A 16,176-nucleotide genomic window follows, 5' to 3' on the forward strand; every position below is an offset into this window, starting at 1 on the left:
ATTCGTGGGAGTGCGGGCGGAGCGCGGGGCGCCGCCCTTGCAAAATCAGATCAGTCGCGAACCGGGCCAGGTGCCAGGACTTCGCGGGAACCGTTGGTGTTCATGGACGTCACGACCCCGGCCATTTCCATGGCTTCGATCATGCGCGCGGCGCGGTTGTAGCCGATCTTCAGCTTGCGCTGGACCGCAGAAATGGACGCGCGACGGCTTTCCAGCACGAATTGCACTGCTTCGTCGTACAGCGCATCGGTTTCGGCATCGTCATCACCGCCACCACCGCCGTTTTCAAAACCGCTACCTGCCTCTTCGACACCGGCGAGGATCTCATCGTTGTATTCCGGTGCACCCCGCAGTTTCCAGGCTTCGACCACCCGGTGAACTTCGTCATCGGATACGAACGCACCGTGGACCCGGATCGGCAGGCTGGTGCCGGGCGGCATGTACAACATGTCACCGTGGCCCAGCAGTTGCTCGGCGCCACCCTGGTCGATGATGGTCCGCGAGTCGATCTTGCTCGACACCTGGAACGCCATCCGCGTCGGAATGTTGGCCTTGATCAGACCGGTGATGACATCAACCGAAGGCCGCTGGGTCGCGAGGATCAGGTGGATGCCGGCAGCACGGGCTTTCTGGGCGATACGGGCGATCAGTTCTTCAACCTTCTTGCCGACGATCATCATCATGTCGGCAAATTCGTCGACCACCACGACGATGGTCGGCAGCTTGGTCAACAGCGGCGCTTCATCGTGAATGTTTTCGCGCTTGTACAGCGGATCGGTCAACGGCTCGCCCGCGTCCTGGGCTTCCTTGACCTTGGCGTTGAAGCCCGACAGGTTACGCACGCCCATCTTCGCCATCAGCTTGTAACGACGCTCCATCTCCGCCACGCTCCAGCGCAGGGCGTTGGCGGCGTCTTTCATATCGGTCACCACCGGGCACAGCAGGTGCGGAATGCCTTCGTAGATCGACAATTCCAGCATCTTCGGGTCGATCATGATCAGCTTGGCGTCTTCCGGGCCGGACTTGAACAGGATCGACAGGATCATCGCGTTCACGCCCACGGACTTACCCGAACCGGTGGTACCGGCCACCAGCAAGTGCGGCATTTTAGCCAGGTCGGTGATGACCGGCTTGCCACCGATGTCGTGGCCCAGGGCCAGGGTCACCGGCGACTTGAAGTTGTCGTATTCCGGGGTCGAGAGCACTTCGGAGAAGCGCACGATCTGGCGGTCCTCGTTCGGAATCTCGATACCCACAGTGGTCTTGCCCGGAATCACTTCCACGACCCGGACGCTGGTGACCGCCAGGGAGCGGGCAAGGTCCTTCGCCAGGTTGGAGATGCGGCTGACCTTGACGCCGGCTGCCGGCTGGATTTCGTAGCGGGTAATGACCGGTCCCGGGTGAATGGAATCCACCGACACTTCAACGCCGAATTCCTTGAGCTTGATTTCCAGCAGGTGGCCAACCGCAGCCAGGGATTCGGGCGAGTAATTGAGCTGTTTCTTTTCCGCCGGGTCGAGGATCGAGATGGGCGGCAGGGTGCCTTCCACGGCGCTGTCGACGAACAACGGCGCCTGTTTCTCTTTTTCCACTCGCTTGCTGGGTGCAGCAGGCTTCGGTGGCGCAGGGGCGATAACCGGCGGCACCTGCTTCTCGCGGTCCGACATGTGCTTGCTCAAGGCCTGCTCGCGCTCGATCAGGCGTTCCTTGACCTTGGCCTGCTCGCGCTTGTCGGTAACGGTTGGCGCCACCACGTCGTGCACGCGGTCATCGACTTCACGCAATTGCGCGACCAGTTGCTTGCGCTCCACCCGAGCGGCCCACCAGCGATTGGCAGCGCCCTGGAACAGTTCGAACAGGTCGAGGGTAATCTTGCCGGTGACGTCCATTACCTTGAACCACGACAGGTCGGTGAACACCGTCAGGCCGAACAGGAACAAGGCAATGAACAGCAAGGTGCTGCCCTGGATATTCAGCGCGTTGCGGGCCAGGTCGCCCAGGCTCTCGCCCAGCGCGCCACCCGCGCCCGCCGGCAGACCGGTGGCCGCGTGGAAGTGGATATGGGCCAGGGCCGCACCCGACAGCACCAGGAACACCAGGCCGATCAGGCGCCAGGAGAACAGCCAGCCGCTCCATTCCCAAGGCTGGTGGCGTTGGCGGAAGATCTGGTAGGCCTTGACCGCCAGCAGCAGCGGGAAGATGTAGGCGAAGTAACCCAGCACCATGAACAGGATATCGGCGCTGTAGGAGCCGGCAGGACCGCCGAAATTCTGTACGTCGTCGATCTTGCTGTTGTGGCTCCAGCCCGGATCGTCCTTGCCATAGGTGAGCAAGGCCATCATCAGGAACAGGCACAAGGCGCCGATGGCGATCAATGCACCTTCCTTGAGTCGGTAGTGCAATTGTTGCCGCCAGAGCGGAACGACGACTGTTTTTGGTGCTGCGGTGGATTTCTTCAAAACGCTACTTTTCCTGCGCCTGTGGCGCGTCCATCTGTTGAATGACTATAAAACTGCCCAATCCGGGCAGGCAAAAAAATTGACAGGCGCAACCGGAACTACTTTTTACCACTGCATCGCGCATTTTATAAACACGGCGCAAGCTCAATAATCTGTAACAGCCCCGCATTGTACGGGTTTGTACGGCCGATGCCATGCTGGCAACTTCAGTTTCAAGCATAGCCAAGGGCGTGCGACCTGCAGTCCAATTTGAGCATGCATTGTCTTTCGTGACAAAGGCTTATGAGGGATTCATCTACGACCACATTCACAACGCCAAGTTGCAGTGCCGGGCCTTTGTTGCAGGAGTGGTTACAAGACGGCACAACCGCAAAAAAATACATCGACGACATTTTCACCGTTTGACGGCAAACTTGATCACGGGCCAACCGGCTCGATACCGCCCTCCCCTTCTGCAAGCCTGGATGCCATGCTGACCTGGTTACAACGCAACTCACTGACCTTCCCGCCGCTGGAACGAGCGATGCGCGATCCCAACGGCCTTCTGGCTGCGGGTGGCGACTTGTCGGCCGACCGCCTGATCCAGGCCTATCGCCATGGGTGTTTCCCGTGGTTCTCCGAAGGCCAGCCGATTCTCTGGTGGTCACCCGACCCTCGCACGGTGTTGTTTCCCGACGAATTGCATGTCTCGCGCAGCCTGGGCAAATTGCTCCGGCAACAGCGCTATGAAGTGACCTTCGACCAGGATTTCGCTGCAGTCATCCAGGCTTGCGCGGCCCCGCGTGATTATGCCGACGGCACCTGGATCACCGCCGCGATGCAGGACGCCTACCTTGAACTGCACACGCGTGGCTTCGCCCACTCGGTGGAGGTGTGGGACCAGGGTGAGCTGGTGGGCGGCCTCTATGGCCTGGCGATGGGGCAGCTGTTTTTCGGCGAGTCGATGTTCAGCCGCGCCGACAATGCCTCCAAATATGGCTTTGCCACACTGGCGCGACATCTGAAAGACTCAGGGTTCATACTGATCGACTGCCAGATGCCGACCGACCATTTGCACAGCCTCGGCGCCCGGGCGATTCCCCGTAGCGAATTCGCCCGCTCTCTGGCCCTGCACCTGGATCAACCCAGCCGCGCCAGCTGGGTTTGCTGAGCGACTTTCGCGCGCTTGGCTTACACTTATTTAAAGTTTATCCCCGAGGGTTGATCATGACCGAGTTGGCGCGTTTGAAGTTCTATGCCACTCAACCCCACTCTTGCAGTTATCTGCCCGAAGAGCAGGCCACCACCCTGTTCCTCGACCCTAGCCAGCCCATGGATGTGCATGTCTACGCAGATCTGTCTGAAATGGGTTTTCGTCGCAGTGGTGATCACCTGTACCGGCCGCATTGCCAGAACTGCAATGCCTGCGTGCCCGCGCGTATCCCCGTCGCGCAGTTCGCACCCAATCGCCAGCAGAAACGCATTTTCAGGCGCAACCTCGATCTGCAGGTGCGCCCGGCCAAACCACAGTTCAGCGAAGAATACTTCGACCTGTACCAGCGCTACATCGAACAGCGGCATGCCGATGGCGACATGTACCCACCCAGCCGCGATCAGTTTTCCACCTTCCTGGTGCGCGACCTGCCATTTTCGCGCTTCTATGAATTCCGCCGCGACGGCCGGCTGCTGGCTGTGGCCGTGACGGACTTGCTGCCCAATGGCCTCTCGGCGGTCTATACCTTCTACGAACCCGCCGAAGAACGCCGCAGCCTGGGCCGGTACGCAATCCTGTGGCAAATCGCCGAGGCACAGCGCCTGGGGCTGGACGCGGTGTACCTGGGGTACTGGATCAAGAACTGCAAAAAGATGAGTTACAAGACGCAATATCGACCCATCGAACTGCTGATCAATCAGCGCTGGGTTCTTCTAAGTTAGAGCAATCCCTAAACCCCTTGGCGTAAACACCATTTTTCGGGCACAATGCACGCCGCTTTTGCCTGGCGCAGTTGCACCGGGCCATTCATTGGACACCGAGGGCTTTACTGCATGTCGAAAGAAGACAGCTTCGAAATGGAAGGCACTGTCGTCGACACCCTGCCCAACACCATGTTTCGTGTGGAGTTGGAAAATGGGCACGTCGTAACCGCGCATATTTCCGGCAAGATGCGCAAGAACTACATCCGTATTCTTACCGGTGACAAAGTGCGCGTCGAGCTGACGCCCTATGACTTGAGCAAAGGGCGCATTACTTACCGCGCTCGCTAATCAGGTCAATACAAGACGCCCGGCTGATGCCGGGCGTTTTTGTTTGTCTGCAATTCGACGAACATCCCCGTAGGAGCTGCCGCAGGCTGCGATCTTTTGATCTTGGATTTTTTAAGGTCAAAAGATCGCAGCCTGCGGCAGCTCCTACGGGGGATTCGCGCGCAGACAGCAAAAAGGCGCCAGTAGGCGCCTTTTTGTTTTGCTTCTAAACGTCAGGCCATTTCTGCCGTGGTTTCGAACTCGAAGGTCAGCTCGCCGTCCTTCAAATCGATGTGAACCACGCCACCATGGTCGGCCAGTTCGCCAAACAGGATCTCTTCCGCCAGCGGACGCTTGATCTTGTCCTGGATCAGGCGTGCCATTGGTCGAGCGCCCATTGCCGAGTCGTAGCCACCTGCCGCCAGCCAGCTGCGTGCGGCGTCGGTCACTTCCAGCTGCACGCGCTTGTCTTCCAGCTGCGCCTGAAGCTCGGTAAGGAACTTGTCCACCACGCTCTTGATGACCTCATGACTGAGGCGACCAAACTGGATGATAGTGTCCAGGCGGTTGCGGAACTCTGGCGTGAAGCTCTTCTTGATCACTTCCATCGCATCAGACGAGTGGTCCTGATGAGTGAAACCGATCGAAGCGCGCGCTGCGGTTTCGGCACCGGCGTTGGTCGTCATGATGACGATCACGTTACGGAAGTCCGCCTTGCGCCCGTTGTTATCGGTGAGCGTACCGTGGTCCATCACCTGCAACAGCAGGTTGAAGACTTCCGGATGCGCCTTCTCGATCTCATCGAGCAACAGCACGCAGTGTGGCTGCTTGGTGATGGCTTCGGTCAGCAGGCCGCCCTGATCGAACCCGACATAGCCTGGAGGTGCACCGATCAGACGCGATACGGTGTGGCGCTCCATGTACTCGGACATGTCGAAGCGAACCAGTTCGATACCCAGCGCCTTGGCCAGCTGCCGCGCCGCTTCGGTTTTACCTACACCGGTCGGGCCTGCGAACAGGAACGAACCGACTGGCTTGTCAGGCGACTTGAGGCCGGCGCGGGACAGCTTGATCGCAGTCGACAGCGAGTCGATTGCAGCGTCCTGGCCAAACACCGTCAGCTTGAGGTCACGCTCAAGGTTACGCAGCAGCTCTTTGTCCGAGCTGGTGACGTGCTTTGGCGGAATCCGCGCAATCTTCGCCACGATGTCCTCGACCTGAGGCACTTCGATGCGTTTCACGCGCTTCTCGACCGGCTGCAGGCGCTGGTAGGCACCCGCCTCGTCAATCACGTCGATGGCCTTGTCCGGCATGTGCCGGTCATTGATGTAGCGCGATGCCAGTTCGGCAGCCGCACGCAGGGCCTCATCGCTGTACTCGATGCTGTGGTGCGCTTCGAAACGCCCCTTCAAGCCGCGCAGGATACCGATGGTGTCTTCCACCGAAGGCTCCGACACATCGACTTTCTGGAAGCGCCGGGCCAAAGCACGGTCCTTCTCGAAGATCCCGCGGAACTCCTGGAACGTGGTCGAACCGATGCAGCGGATATCACCGGAAGACAGCAGCGGCTTGAGCAGGTTCGAGGCATCCATGACGCCACCGGACGCGGCACCCGCACCAATGATGGTGTGGATTTCGTCGATGAACAGGATCGCCTGCGGACGTTTTTTCAGCTCATTAAGCAACGCCTTGAAGCGCTTCTCGAAATCACCGCGATATTTGGTCCCGGCCAGCAGTGCGCCCAGATCAAGCGAATACACCACGCTGTTGGCCAGCAGATCAGGCACCTGGTTATCGACAATACGCTTGGCCAGGCCTTCGGCAATCGCGGTTTTACCCACGCCTGCCTCGCCCACCAGCAGCGGATTGTTCTTGCGACGACGCGCCAGGATCTGCGCGACACGCTCGACTTCCATTTCGCGGCCTACCAGCGGGTCAATACGACCCTGGCGTGCCAGCTCGTTGAGGTTGCTGGCATAAGCATCCAGGGGATTGCCAGAAGAAGAAGACTCGCCGCCCTCGTCGTCCTGCATATCTTGCTCACCTTCAGAGTGATCGCCATGCCCGGGCACCTTGGAGATGCCGTGGGCGATGTAGTTGACGACATCGATGCGCGCAACGCTCTGCTGTTTCAGCAGGAACACTGCCTGACTCTCTTGCTCACTGAAGATGGCGACCAGCACGTTGGCACCGGTCACTTCGCGTTTGCCCGAGCTCTGTACGTGAAACACGGCGCGCTGCAGCACACGCTGGAAGCCCAGGGTTGGCTGGGTCTCACGATCCTCGTCATGCACGGGGATCAGTGGCGTGGTGGAGTCAATGAACTCCTGCAGGTCATGTTTGAGTTTGTCGAGGTTGGCGCCGCACGCACGCAATACGGTGGCGGCAGCCTCATTATCCAATAGGGCCAGCAGGAGGTGTTCGACGGTCATGAATTCATGACGTTTCGAACGAGCCTCCTTGAAGGCAAGATTGAGGGTGACTTCGAGCTCGCGGTTTAACATAGCTTCACCTCATACCCAAGTGGTCGGCGATTAACCGTCCTTCTCGATTTCACAGAGTAGCGGATGCTGGCTTTCCCTGGCGTACTGGTTGACCTGCATGGCCTTGGTCTCGGCGATGTCGCGGGTAAACACTCCACATACTGCCCGTCCTTCTGTATGGACGGCCAACATGACCTTGGTCGCCAGCTCCCGATTCAGGTTAAAAAACACCTCGAGCACTTCGACGACGAAATCCATCGGTGTGTAGTCATCATTGAACAAAACCACCTTGTACATCGGTGGCGCCTGTAAAGCAGGCTTTGCCTCCTGAACAGCAATGCCTGCGGAATCGTCGTCGTGGGTCCCCGGACTGTCTTGCTGGAGAACCGGATGATCCTGATTGAATGTTAGTCGAATCTGGCTGATTGCATGCATGGAAAGAAAGGTTCGTCAGTTGTGCGAATACAGTGGTGGGGGCGGCTATGGACGATTTCAACTGCGACTGCCCGGTCACCTTGACTATCGGCAAAACGGTGTTACAACCAATAGAGCCCACAGTGGGTAAAAAAGGTCCGCGGAGTCAATCTTATTTATGAGATTCGACTGCGGATTATCTGGATGATACTCCAGTGATGGAGTCAGTTGCAGAGGGATATGGGTATGTCAGGTGTCAAGGTCAGTGGCAAGGTGAAATGGTTCAACAACGCCAAGGGATACGGCTTCATCAATGAAGACGGCAAGAGCGAAGACCTGTTCGCCCACTATTCGGCCATCCAGATGGAGGGGTACAAGACCCTGAAGGCCGGCCAGGCTGTGGTGTTCGAGATTATCCAGGGCCCCAAGGGCCTGCACGCCGTGAGCATCGGCGCGCCTGAGGATAGCGCGAAAGTTGTCGCAGCCAGCGAGCAACAAACCGTTATTGCATGATTTTTGCACCCACCCTTCTGTTATAAAAAAACCGCCCAACTCATGATTTGAGCGGGGCGGTTTTTCGTTACGAGTTGCTTCTTACATGTGCGAAATCAGCGCATCGCCGAACGCCGAGGACGACAACAGCGTGGCGCCGTCCATCAGACGCTCGAAGTCATAGGTCACGGTCTTGGCGGAAATCGCGCCATTGGTGCCCTTGATGATCAAGTCGGCCGCTTCGGTCCAGCCCATGTGGCGCAGCATCATCTCTGCAGACAGGATCAGCGAACCCGGGTTGACCTGGTCCTTGCCGGCGTATTTCGGCGCAGTACCGTGGGTGGCTTCGAACATGGCAATGGTGTCGGACAGGTTGGCACCCGGCGCGATACCGATGCCGCCCACTTCGGCCGCCAGGGCGTCGGAGAGGTAGTCACCGTTCAGGTTCAGGGTCGCAATCACATCGTATTCGGCCGGGCGCAGCAGGATCTGCTGGAGCATGGCATCGGCGATGGCGTCCTTGACGATGACGTTCTTGCCGGTTTTCGGGTTCTTGAACTGCATCCATGGACCGCCGTCGAGCAGGGTCGCGCCGAACTCTTCAGCCGCCACTTCGTAAGCCCATTCCTTGAAGGCACCTTCGGTGAACTTCATGATGTTGCCTTTATGCACGATGGTCAGCGAGTCGCGATCGTTGTCGACCACGTACTGCAGCGCCTTGCGCGCCAGGCGCTTGGTGCCCTGCAGCGAGACTGGCTTGATGCCGATACCGCAGTTTTCGTCGAAACGGATCTTGGTGACACCCATTTCCTCTTTCAGGAACTTGATGACCTTGGTCGCTTCCGGCGAACCGGCTTTCCACTCGATACCGGCGTAGATGTCCTCGGAGTTCTCGCGGAAGATCGTCATGTCGACGTCGCCTGGCTTCTTGACCGGGCTAGGCACGCCTTCGAACCAGCGAACCGGGCGCAGGCACACATAAAGGTCCAGCTGCTGGCGCAGGGCCACGTTCAGCGAACGAATGCCGCCGCCGACCGGCGTGGTCAGGGGGCCCTTGATGGAAACCACGTAATCCTTGACTGCGTCCAGGGTTTCCTGAGGTAGCCAGGTGTCCTGATCGTAAACCTGAGTCGCTTTCTCCCCGGCGTAGACTTCCATCCAGGAAATTTTGCGATCGCCGCCGTAAGCCTTCTTAACAGCAGCATCGACAACCTTGATCATGACCGGGCTGATATCAACGCCGATACCATCGCCTTCGATGAAGGGGATGATCGGGTTGTTAGGAACATTGAGAGAATGGTCCGCGTTGACGGTGATTTTGTCGCCGACTGCCGGAACCTGAATCTTCTTGTATCCCATGCTGAACTCCATTGTTTGGATTGAACATCTGGCTTGGTTCGAGCGTACCCCAGTTAATTCAGCGCGCAAACCCCATGTTCCACCCATCTGCCGCAAACCTGTGCGGCTGGGGTTCTACAAGCCTGAATGCAAAGGGAAAAGCGCCAAACTCAAGCACGGTGCAAGACTCTACGCCCCCCACCCCCCTGCGACCTTTAGACCAATGGACGACACACGTTGTGTATGAACCATCGGCAGATTGCCAGCTACCTATGTATAATGCCGCCCGCTGACCACAGAGTCACGACGGCCGACCCCTCTATTGCGAGAGCTTCGGCCCGAAAAAGCAGGACCGCTACAGCAGTCCACCCGCTTGCCGCTCGACTGATGCACCCAACATCACCGCGCACAAACCTCGACATTCGGCTCATGGACGACTTTGAACGAACGCGCTTACCCGGCGCCCCTCGAGTTTCTGCGCACGCTTTAGCAAAGAAGAGAGAGTTAATCCGAATATGCCCACCCGCTCGAAGATCATCTATACCTTCACCGACGAAGCTCCCGCCCTCGCCACCTATTCACTGCTGCCTATCGTAGAGGCTTTCACTGCCTCCGCTGATATCGCCGTGGAAACCCGCGATATCTCTCTTGCAGGGCGCATTCTGGCCAGCTTCCCCGAGCAATTGGGTGACAAAGCCGTAGCCGACCACCTCGCCGAACTGGGCGACTTGGCCGTTACGCCTGAAGCCAACATCATCAAGCTGCCGAACATCAGTGCTTCCGTTCCGCAACTGCAAGCCGCGATCAAAGAGCTGCAAGCCCAGGGCTTCGCACTGCCGGACTACCCGGAAACCGTGACCAGCGACGCCGACAAGCTCGCCAAGTCGCGTTACGACAAGATCAAGGGCAGCGCCGTGAACCCGGTTCTGCGCGAAGGCAACTCCGATCGTCGTGCACCGCTGTCAGTCAAGAACTACGCGCGCAAGCACCCGCACAAAATGGGCGCCTGGGCTGCGGACTCCAAGTCCCACGTAGCCCACATGAGCACCGGTGATTTCTACGGCAGCGAAAAAGCTGCCCTGATCGACGCCGCTGACGCCGTCAAAATCGAATTGATCGCTCAAGACGGCACCACCACCGTCCTAAAGGAAAAAACCACCGTACAAGCCGGTGAGATCCTCGATTGCGCGGTCATGAGCAAGAACGCCCTGCGCAGCTTCATTGCTGCCGAGATCGAAGACGCCAAAGCCAAAGGCGTGCTGCTGTCGGTTCACCTCAAAGCCACCATGATGAAGGTCTCCGACCCGATCATGTTCGGCCAGATCGTTGCCGAGTTCTATAAAGACGCACTGGCCAAGCACGCCGACGTGCTGGCACAGATCGGCTTCAACCTGAACAACGGCATCGGTGACCTGTACGCTCGCATCAAGGCTTTGCCTAGCGATCAGCAAGCTGCGATCGAAGCGGACATCCAGGCGGTCTACGCCGTTCGTCCGTCGCTGGCGATGGTCAACTCCGACAAAGGCATCACCAACCTGCACGTGCCGAGCGACGTCATCGTCGACGCCTCGATGCCGGCGATGATCCGTGACTCCGGCAAGATGTGGGGCACTGATGGCCAGTTGCACGACACCAAGGCAGTGATTCCGGATCGTTGCTACGCGACCATCTACCAGGCCGTCATCGAAGACTGCAAGGTAAACGGTGCCTTCGATCCGACCACCATGGGCAGCGTGCCAAACGTGGGCCTGATGGCGAAAAAAGCCGAAGAGTACGGCTCGCACGACAAGACTTTCCAGGTCAAGGCCAGCGGCGTGGTTCGCGTTACCGACAGCAAAGGCAGCCTGCTGCTGGAGCAAGCGGTTGAAGCCGGCGACATCTTCCGCATGTGCCAGACCAAAGACGCGCCGATCCAGGACTGGGTCAAACTGGCCGTCAACCGTGCCCGCGCCAGCAGCACGCCAGCGATCTTCTGGCTGGACCCGATGCGCGCCCACGATGGCGTGGTGATCGAGAAAGTTCAGGCTTACCTGAAGGATCACGACACGTCCGGCCTGGACATCCAGATCATGGCGCCAGTCGACGCCATGAAGTTCACCCTGGAGCGTACCCGTGCAGGCAAGGACACCATCTCGGTGACCGGTAACGTACTGCGCGACTACCTGACCGACCTGTTCCCGATCATGGAACTGGGAACCAGCGCCAAGATGCTGTCGATCGTACCGCTGATGAATGGCGGCGGCCTGTTCGAAACCGGCGCTGGCGGTTCGGCACCGAAGCACGTTCAGCAGTTGCTGGAAGAGAACTTCCTGCGCTGGGATTCCCTGGGCGAGTTCCTGGCCCTGGCTGCTTCCCTGGAGCATTTGGGTGTTACTTATAACAACCCGAAAGCCCTGGTGCTGGCCAAGACCCTGGATCAGGCCACTGGCCAGTTCCTCGACAACAACAAGTCGCCATCGCGCAAAGTCGGCAACATCGACAACCGCGGCAGCCACTTCTACCTGGCGCTGTACTGGGCACAAGCCCTGGCGGCCCAGACTGAAGATGCAGCACTGCAGGCGCAATTCGGCCAGCTGGCCAAGACCCTGACGGAGAACGAGGCAACCATCGTTGCCGAGCTCAACGCCGTACAGGGCCAACCAGTGGCCATCGGCGGTTACTACCACGCTGATGCAGAGCTGATCAGCAAGGCCATGCGCCCGAGCAACACCTTCAACGCGGCGATTGCTGCGCTGGTGTAAGGTTGTAAGGATGCAAAGAAGCCCCGGCCTTGTGCCGGGGTTTTTGTTTTCGGTACTTAATGATTGGCACAAACCCCTGTGGGAGCTGGCTTGCCAGCGATGGCGGTTTATGATTCACCAATGACGGTGACTGACCCACCGCTATCGCTGGCAAGCCAGCTCCCACAGGGTTTGTGTTTCATTATTCAATATCTGAGGAAGCGTTATGGACTGGAAACCCCACATCACCGTCGCCACCATCGTCGAAGACAACGGTCGCTTCCTCATGGTCGAAGAACTCAAAGGCGGACGAGCGGTACTCAACCAGCCCGCCGGTCACCTCGACCCGAATGAAACCCTGACCGAAGCTGCCATCCGTGAAACCCTCGAGGAAACCGGCTGGGACGTCGAACCCACGGGGGTATTGGGCATTTATCTGTACACCGCCCCGAGCAACGGCGTGACCTACCAGCGAGTCTGCTTCATCGCCAAGCCGCTGAAACACCACCCCGAGTATCAACTGGACGACGGCATCATCGGCGCCAAGTGGTTGACCCGCGAGGAATTAATCGGACAGCGCGACAACTGGCGCAGCGAACTGATCATCCGCTGCATCGACGACTATCTGGGCGGTCAGCGCTTCGACCTGGAATTGATCCGTCCTTCTCTTTAGCCTTGTGGCCTTGGGCCTGCTAGAATCGCGTCCTTTTTCAAGACACTCATTGAATCCCTATGCGTGATCCAGCCCCTTCTGACATACAAAAGAAGCGCGTCATTGTCGGCATGTCCGGCGGCGTGGACTCTTCCGTTTCCGCTCTCCTGCTGATCGAGCAGGGTTACGAGGTGGAAGGCCTGTTCATGAAGAACTGGGAAGAAGACGATGGAACGGAATACTGCACCGCGATGGACGACCTCGCAGACGCCCAGGCTGTCTGCGACAAGATTGGCATCAAGCTGCACACCGCCAACTTCGCCGCCGAGTACTGGGACAACGTGTTCGAGCACTTCCTGGCCGAATACAAGGCCGGACGCACGCCGAACCCGGACATCCTGTGCAACCGCGAGATCAAATTCAAAGCCTTCCTCGACTACGCGATGATGCTCGGCGCCGACCTGATCGCCACCGGTCACTACGTGCGCCGCCGCGACATCGATGGACGCACCGAGCTGCTCAAGGGCCTGGACCCGAACAAGGACCAGAGTTACTTCCTGCACGCCGTGGGCGGAGAACAGATCGCCAAGACCCTGTTCCCGGTGGGCGAGCTGGAAAAACCCGAAGTGCGCGCAATCGCCGAGAAGCACGACCTGGCCACCGCGAAGAAAAAAGACTCCACCGGGATCTGCTTTATCGGCGAGCGCCGCTTCAGCGACTTCCTCAAGCAGTACCTGCCGGCACAACCCGGCGAGATCAAGACCACCGAAGGTGAAGTCATCGGGCGCCACCACGGCTTGATGTACCACACCATCGGCCAACGCCAGGGCCTGGGCATCGGCGGCCTCAAGGACGCCGGTGACGAGCCGTGGTACGTGCTGATCAAGGACCTGGAGCATAACGAGCTGATCGTCGGCCAGGGCAATGACCATCCATACCTGTTCTCCCGCGCCCTGCTCGCCTCGGACATCTATTGGGTCAACCCCATCGACCTCAGCGAGCCACTCAAGTTGACCGCCAAGGTGCGTTACCGCCAGGGCGACCAGCCGTGCACGCTGGAAAAAACCGCTACCGGCTATCGCGCCACCTTCGATGACCCGCAACGGGCGGTCACCCCGGGCCAGTCCGTGGTGTTCTACGACGGTGAGATCTGCCTGGGTGGCGGCGTGATCGAAATAGCCGAGCCCTGGACGAGCAAGAACGCGAGCAAGGGCCAAGTCCAATGAGCCCGACCCAGGAGCAACTGACAGCGCTGGGTGGGGTATTCCTCGCCGCGGTCCTGGTGGACAAGATCGCCAAGACCGGCCAGACCACCGAAGCGGGCCTGACCTGCATGCTGGGCAGCCTGCTGATTCGTGATCCCAAGGACACGCTGGAAGTGTACGGCGGAGACGACATCAACCTTCGCGAGGGCTATCGCGCCCTGATCGGCGCCCTGGAACGCGATCCCAGCACACTGCAGCGCGAACCGCTGCGCTACGCGCTGGCCATGCTCGGCCTGGAGCGTCAGCTGGCCAAGCGCGAAGACTTGATGGACGTGATTGGCAAGCGCCTGCCGCAGATCCAGTCCCAGGTCGAGCACTTCGGCCCGGCCCACGAAAACGTGATCGCCGCCTGTGGCGCGTTGTACCAGGACACCTTGAGCACCTTGCGCCAGCGCATTCAGGTGCACGGCGACATGCGCAACCTGCAGCAGCCAAGCAACGCTTCGAAGATCCGTGCCCTGCTGCTGGCCGGAATTCGTTCGGCGCGCCTGTGGCGCCAGTTGGGCGGTCATCGCTGGCAGCTGGTGATCAGCCGGCGCAAATTGCTCAAAGAGCTTTACCCGCTGATGCGCAGTAGCTGAACAGCGCTCGCAACACCGATTTTGATCTGTAACGCGTAATACGCCGGTCAGTTGGCAACGGACCGGCGGATTTTTTCATGTATGATACGCGCCCCATTTCGTTGCCCGACTGTCCGAGAACACCCCATGCAGCTTTCTTCGCTCACTGCGGTTTCCCCTGTTGACGGCCGCTACGCCGGCAAAACCCAGGCCCTGCGCCCTATTTTCAGCGAATACGGCCTGATCCGTGCTCGCGTCCTGGTCGAAGTGCGCTGGCTCCAGCGCCTGGCCGCTCACTCTGCCATCAGCGAAGTACCGGCGTTCTCCGCCGAAGCCAACGCTGTCTTGAACACCCTGGCGGAAAACTTCTCTCTGGAGCACGCCGAGCGCGTCAAAGAGATCGAGCGCACCACCAACCACGACGTCAAGGCCATCGAATACCTGCTCAAAGAGCAAGCGGCCAAGCTGCCTGAACTGGCGGCCGTCAGCGAATTCATCCACTTTGCCTGCACCAGCGAGGACATCAACAACCTGTCCCACGCCCTGATGCTGCGCGAAGGCCGTGATGACGTGATGCTGCCGCTGATGCGCCAGACCGCCGACGCCATCCGCGAACTGGCGATCCGTTTCGCTGACGTGCCAATGCTGTCGCGCACCCACGGTCAACCGGCCTCGCCGACCACTCTGGGCAAAGAGCTGGCGAACGTGGTTTACCGCCTGGAGCGCCAGATCGCCCAGGTCGCCGCCGTGCCATTGCTGGGCAAGATCAACGGCGCTGTGGGCAACTACAACGCCCACCTGTCGGCCTACCCCGAGATAGACTGGGAAGAAAACGCCCGCGCCTTCATCGAAGACGAGCTGGGCCTGGGCTTCAACCCGTACACCACGCAGATCGAACCGCACGACTACATCGCCGAGCTGTTCGACGCGATCGCGCGCTTCAACACCATCCTGATCGACTTCGACCGTGACATCTGGGGCTACATCTCCCTGGGTTACTTCAAGCAGCGCACCATCGCGGGCGAAATCGGTTCATCGACCATGCCGCACAAGGTCAACCCGATCGACTTCGAAAACTCCGAAGGCAACCTGGGTATCGCCAACGCACTGTTCCAGCACCTGGCGAGCAAGCTGCCGATCTCCCGCTGGCAGCGCGACCTGACCGACTCCACCGTGCTGCGCAACCTCGGTGTCGGCTTCGCCCACAGCGTCATCGCGTACGAAGCCAGCCTCAAAGGCATCAGCAAACTGGAGCTCAACGCCCAGAAGATCGCTGCCGACCTGGACGCTTGCTGGGAAGTATTGGCCGAGCCGATTCAGACCGTCATGCGTCGCTACAACATCGAAAACCCGTACGAAAAGTTGAAAGAATTGACCCGCGGCAAGGGCATCAGCCCCGAAGCGCTGCAAACTTTCATCGATGGCCTGGACATGCCGGCCGCCGCCAAGGCCGAGCTGAAACTGCTTACCCCGGCGAACTACATCGGCAACGCTGTAGAGCAAGCCAGGCGCATCTGATCGACCGCTGCACCCGTTTAAAACGCCCGGCAGCGCCGGGCGTTTTTATTCC

13 protein-coding genes are annotated in these 16,176 nt (G+C 59.3%); 9 read left to right on the plus strand and 4 right to left on the minus strand.

The features are described from left to right. Positions 1-50: 50 nt before the first annotated feature. Positions 51-2,459, minus strand: a complete 2,409-nt coding sequence (locus tag AAEZ05_RS14650) for a DNA translocase FtsK (protein ID WP_082069251.1) — start codon at positions 2,457-2,459, stop codon at positions 51-53. A 469-nt stretch (positions 2,460-2,928) separates the two neighbouring features. Between AAEZ05_RS14650 and aat the strand changes: the two genes are divergently transcribed. From aat to infA, 3 genes are all read left to right on the plus strand, one after another. Next, positions 2,929-3,609: a leucyl/phenylalanyl-tRNA--protein transferase gene (gene aat, locus AAEZ05_RS14655; protein WP_350647866.1), complete on the plus strand. Its 681-nt coding sequence runs from the start codon at positions 2,929-2,931 to the stop codon at positions 3,607-3,609. Between the two features lie 56 nt (positions 3,610-3,665). Then, entirely contained in the window at positions 3,666-4,373 is a 708-nt protein-coding gene (locus AAEZ05_RS14660) for an arginyltransferase (RefSeq protein WP_045062278.1), read from the plus strand. Positions 4,374-4,484: 111 nt separating this feature from the next. Next, entirely contained in the window at positions 4,485-4,703 is a 219-nt protein-coding gene (gene infA, locus AAEZ05_RS14665) for a translation initiation factor IF-1 (RefSeq protein ID WP_002553999.1), read from the plus strand. A 212-nt stretch (positions 4,704-4,915) separates the two neighbouring features. Here infA and clpA read toward each other — a convergent pair whose 3' ends face one another. Together clpA and clpS are read right to left on the minus strand one after the other, a co-directional pair. Continuing rightward, on the minus strand, positions 4,916-7,186 hold the full coding sequence (gene clpA, locus AAEZ05_RS14670) for an ATP-dependent Clp protease ATP-binding subunit ClpA (RefSeq protein WP_045062279.1): 2,271 nt from the start codon (positions 7,184-7,186) through the stop codon (positions 4,916-4,918). Between the two features lie 30 nt (positions 7,187-7,216). Continuing rightward, positions 7,217-7,600, minus strand: coding sequence for an ATP-dependent Clp protease adapter ClpS (clpS, locus tag AAEZ05_RS14675; protein ID WP_045062280.1), 384 nt, complete (start codon positions 7,598-7,600; stop codon positions 7,217-7,219). Positions 7,601-7,825: 225 nt separating this feature from the next. Between clpS and cspD the strand changes: the two genes are divergently transcribed. Next, positions 7,826-8,092 carry a cold shock domain-containing protein CspD gene (gene cspD, locus AAEZ05_RS14680; protein ID WP_045062281.1) on the plus strand — a complete coding sequence of 89 codons (267 nt, stop codon included), beginning with the start codon at positions 7,826-7,828 and terminating at the stop codon, positions 8,090-8,092. A gap of 81 nt (positions 8,093-8,173) precedes the next feature. Here cspD and icd read toward each other — a convergent pair whose 3' ends face one another. Then, entirely contained in the window at positions 8,174-9,430 is a 1,257-nt protein-coding gene (gene icd, locus AAEZ05_RS14685; protein ID WP_045062282.1) for an NADP-dependent isocitrate dehydrogenase, read from the minus strand. Between the two features lie 494 nt (positions 9,431-9,924). Here icd and AAEZ05_RS14690 point away from each other — a divergent pair, with 494 nt between their 5' ends. From AAEZ05_RS14690 to purB, 5 genes are all read left to right on the plus strand, one after another. Continuing rightward, positions 9,925-12,150: an NADP-dependent isocitrate dehydrogenase gene (locus AAEZ05_RS14690; protein ID WP_350647868.1), complete on the plus strand. Its 2,226-nt coding sequence runs from the start codon at positions 9,925-9,927 to the stop codon at positions 12,148-12,150. A gap of 205 nt (positions 12,151-12,355) precedes the next feature. Beyond that, the gene (locus tag AAEZ05_RS14695) at positions 12,356-12,802 is read left to right on the plus strand and encodes an NUDIX hydrolase (RefSeq protein ID WP_045062347.1); all 447 of its coding nucleotides are present in this window, start codon (positions 12,356-12,358) and stop codon (positions 12,800-12,802) included. A gap of 59 nt (positions 12,803-12,861) precedes the next feature. Next, positions 12,862-14,007, plus strand: coding sequence for a tRNA 2-thiouridine(34) synthase MnmA (gene mnmA / locus AAEZ05_RS14700; RefSeq protein WP_045062284.1), 1,146 nt, complete (start codon positions 12,862-12,864; stop codon positions 14,005-14,007). After that, positions 14,004-14,627 carry a high frequency lysogenization protein HflD gene (hflD, locus tag AAEZ05_RS14705; protein WP_045062285.1) on the plus strand — a complete coding sequence of 208 codons (624 nt, stop codon included), beginning with the start codon at positions 14,004-14,006 and terminating at the stop codon, positions 14,625-14,627. The genes mnmA and hflD overlap by 4 nt, the downstream gene beginning before the upstream one ends. A 126-nt stretch (positions 14,628-14,753) precedes the next feature. Beyond that, on the plus strand, positions 14,754-16,124 hold the full coding sequence (gene purB, locus AAEZ05_RS14710) for an adenylosuccinate lyase (protein WP_045062286.1): 1,371 nt from the start codon (positions 14,754-14,756) through the stop codon (positions 16,122-16,124). Positions 16,125-16,176 lie beyond the last annotated feature (52 nt).

It is taken from the genome of Pseudomonas sp. HY13-MNA-CIBAN-0226 (assembly GCF_040310305.1).
GTDB lineage: Bacteria > Pseudomonadota > Gammaproteobacteria > Pseudomonadales > Pseudomonadaceae > Aquipseudomonas > Aquipseudomonas gregormendelii.

What these genes read in the sequence shown, in the direction of transcription:
- infA (WP_002553999.1), top strand. Translation starts at nt 4,485, where the DNA reads ATGTCGAAAGAAGACAGCTTCGAAATGGAAGGCACTGTCGTCGACACC.
- aat (WP_350647866.1), top strand. Translation starts at nt 2,929, where the DNA reads ATGCTGACCTGGTTACAACGCAACTCACTGACCTTCCCGCCGCTGGAA.
- hflD (WP_045062285.1), top strand. Translation starts at nt 14,004, where the DNA reads ATGAGCCCGACCCAGGAGCAACTGACAGCGCTGGGTGGGGTATTCCTC.
- icd (WP_045062282.1), bottom strand. Translation starts at nt 9,430, where the DNA reads ATGGGATACAAGAAGATTCAGGTTCCGGCAGTCGGCGACAAAATCACC.
- cspD (WP_045062281.1), top strand. Translation starts at nt 7,826, where the DNA reads ATGTCAGGTGTCAAGGTCAGTGGCAAGGTGAAATGGTTCAACAACGCC.
- clpA (WP_045062279.1), bottom strand. Translation starts at nt 7,186, where the DNA reads ATGTTAAACCGCGAGCTCGAAGTCACCCTCAATCTTGCCTTCAAGGAG.
- clpS (WP_045062280.1), bottom strand. Translation starts at nt 7,600, where the DNA reads ATGCATGCAATCAGCCAGATTCGACTAACATTCAATCAGGATCATCCG.
- AAEZ05_RS14660 (WP_045062278.1), top strand. Translation starts at nt 3,666, where the DNA reads ATGACCGAGTTGGCGCGTTTGAAGTTCTATGCCACTCAACCCCACTCT.
- purB (WP_045062286.1), top strand. Translation starts at nt 14,754, where the DNA reads ATGCAGCTTTCTTCGCTCACTGCGGTTTCCCCTGTTGACGGCCGCTAC.
- AAEZ05_RS14690 (WP_350647868.1), top strand. Translation starts at nt 9,925, where the DNA reads ATGCCCACCCGCTCGAAGATCATCTATACCTTCACCGACGAAGCTCCC.
- mnmA (WP_045062284.1), top strand. Translation starts at nt 12,862, where the DNA reads ATGCGTGATCCAGCCCCTTCTGACATACAAAAGAAGCGCGTCATTGTC.
- AAEZ05_RS14695 (WP_045062347.1), top strand. Translation starts at nt 12,356, where the DNA reads ATGGACTGGAAACCCCACATCACCGTCGCCACCATCGTCGAAGACAAC.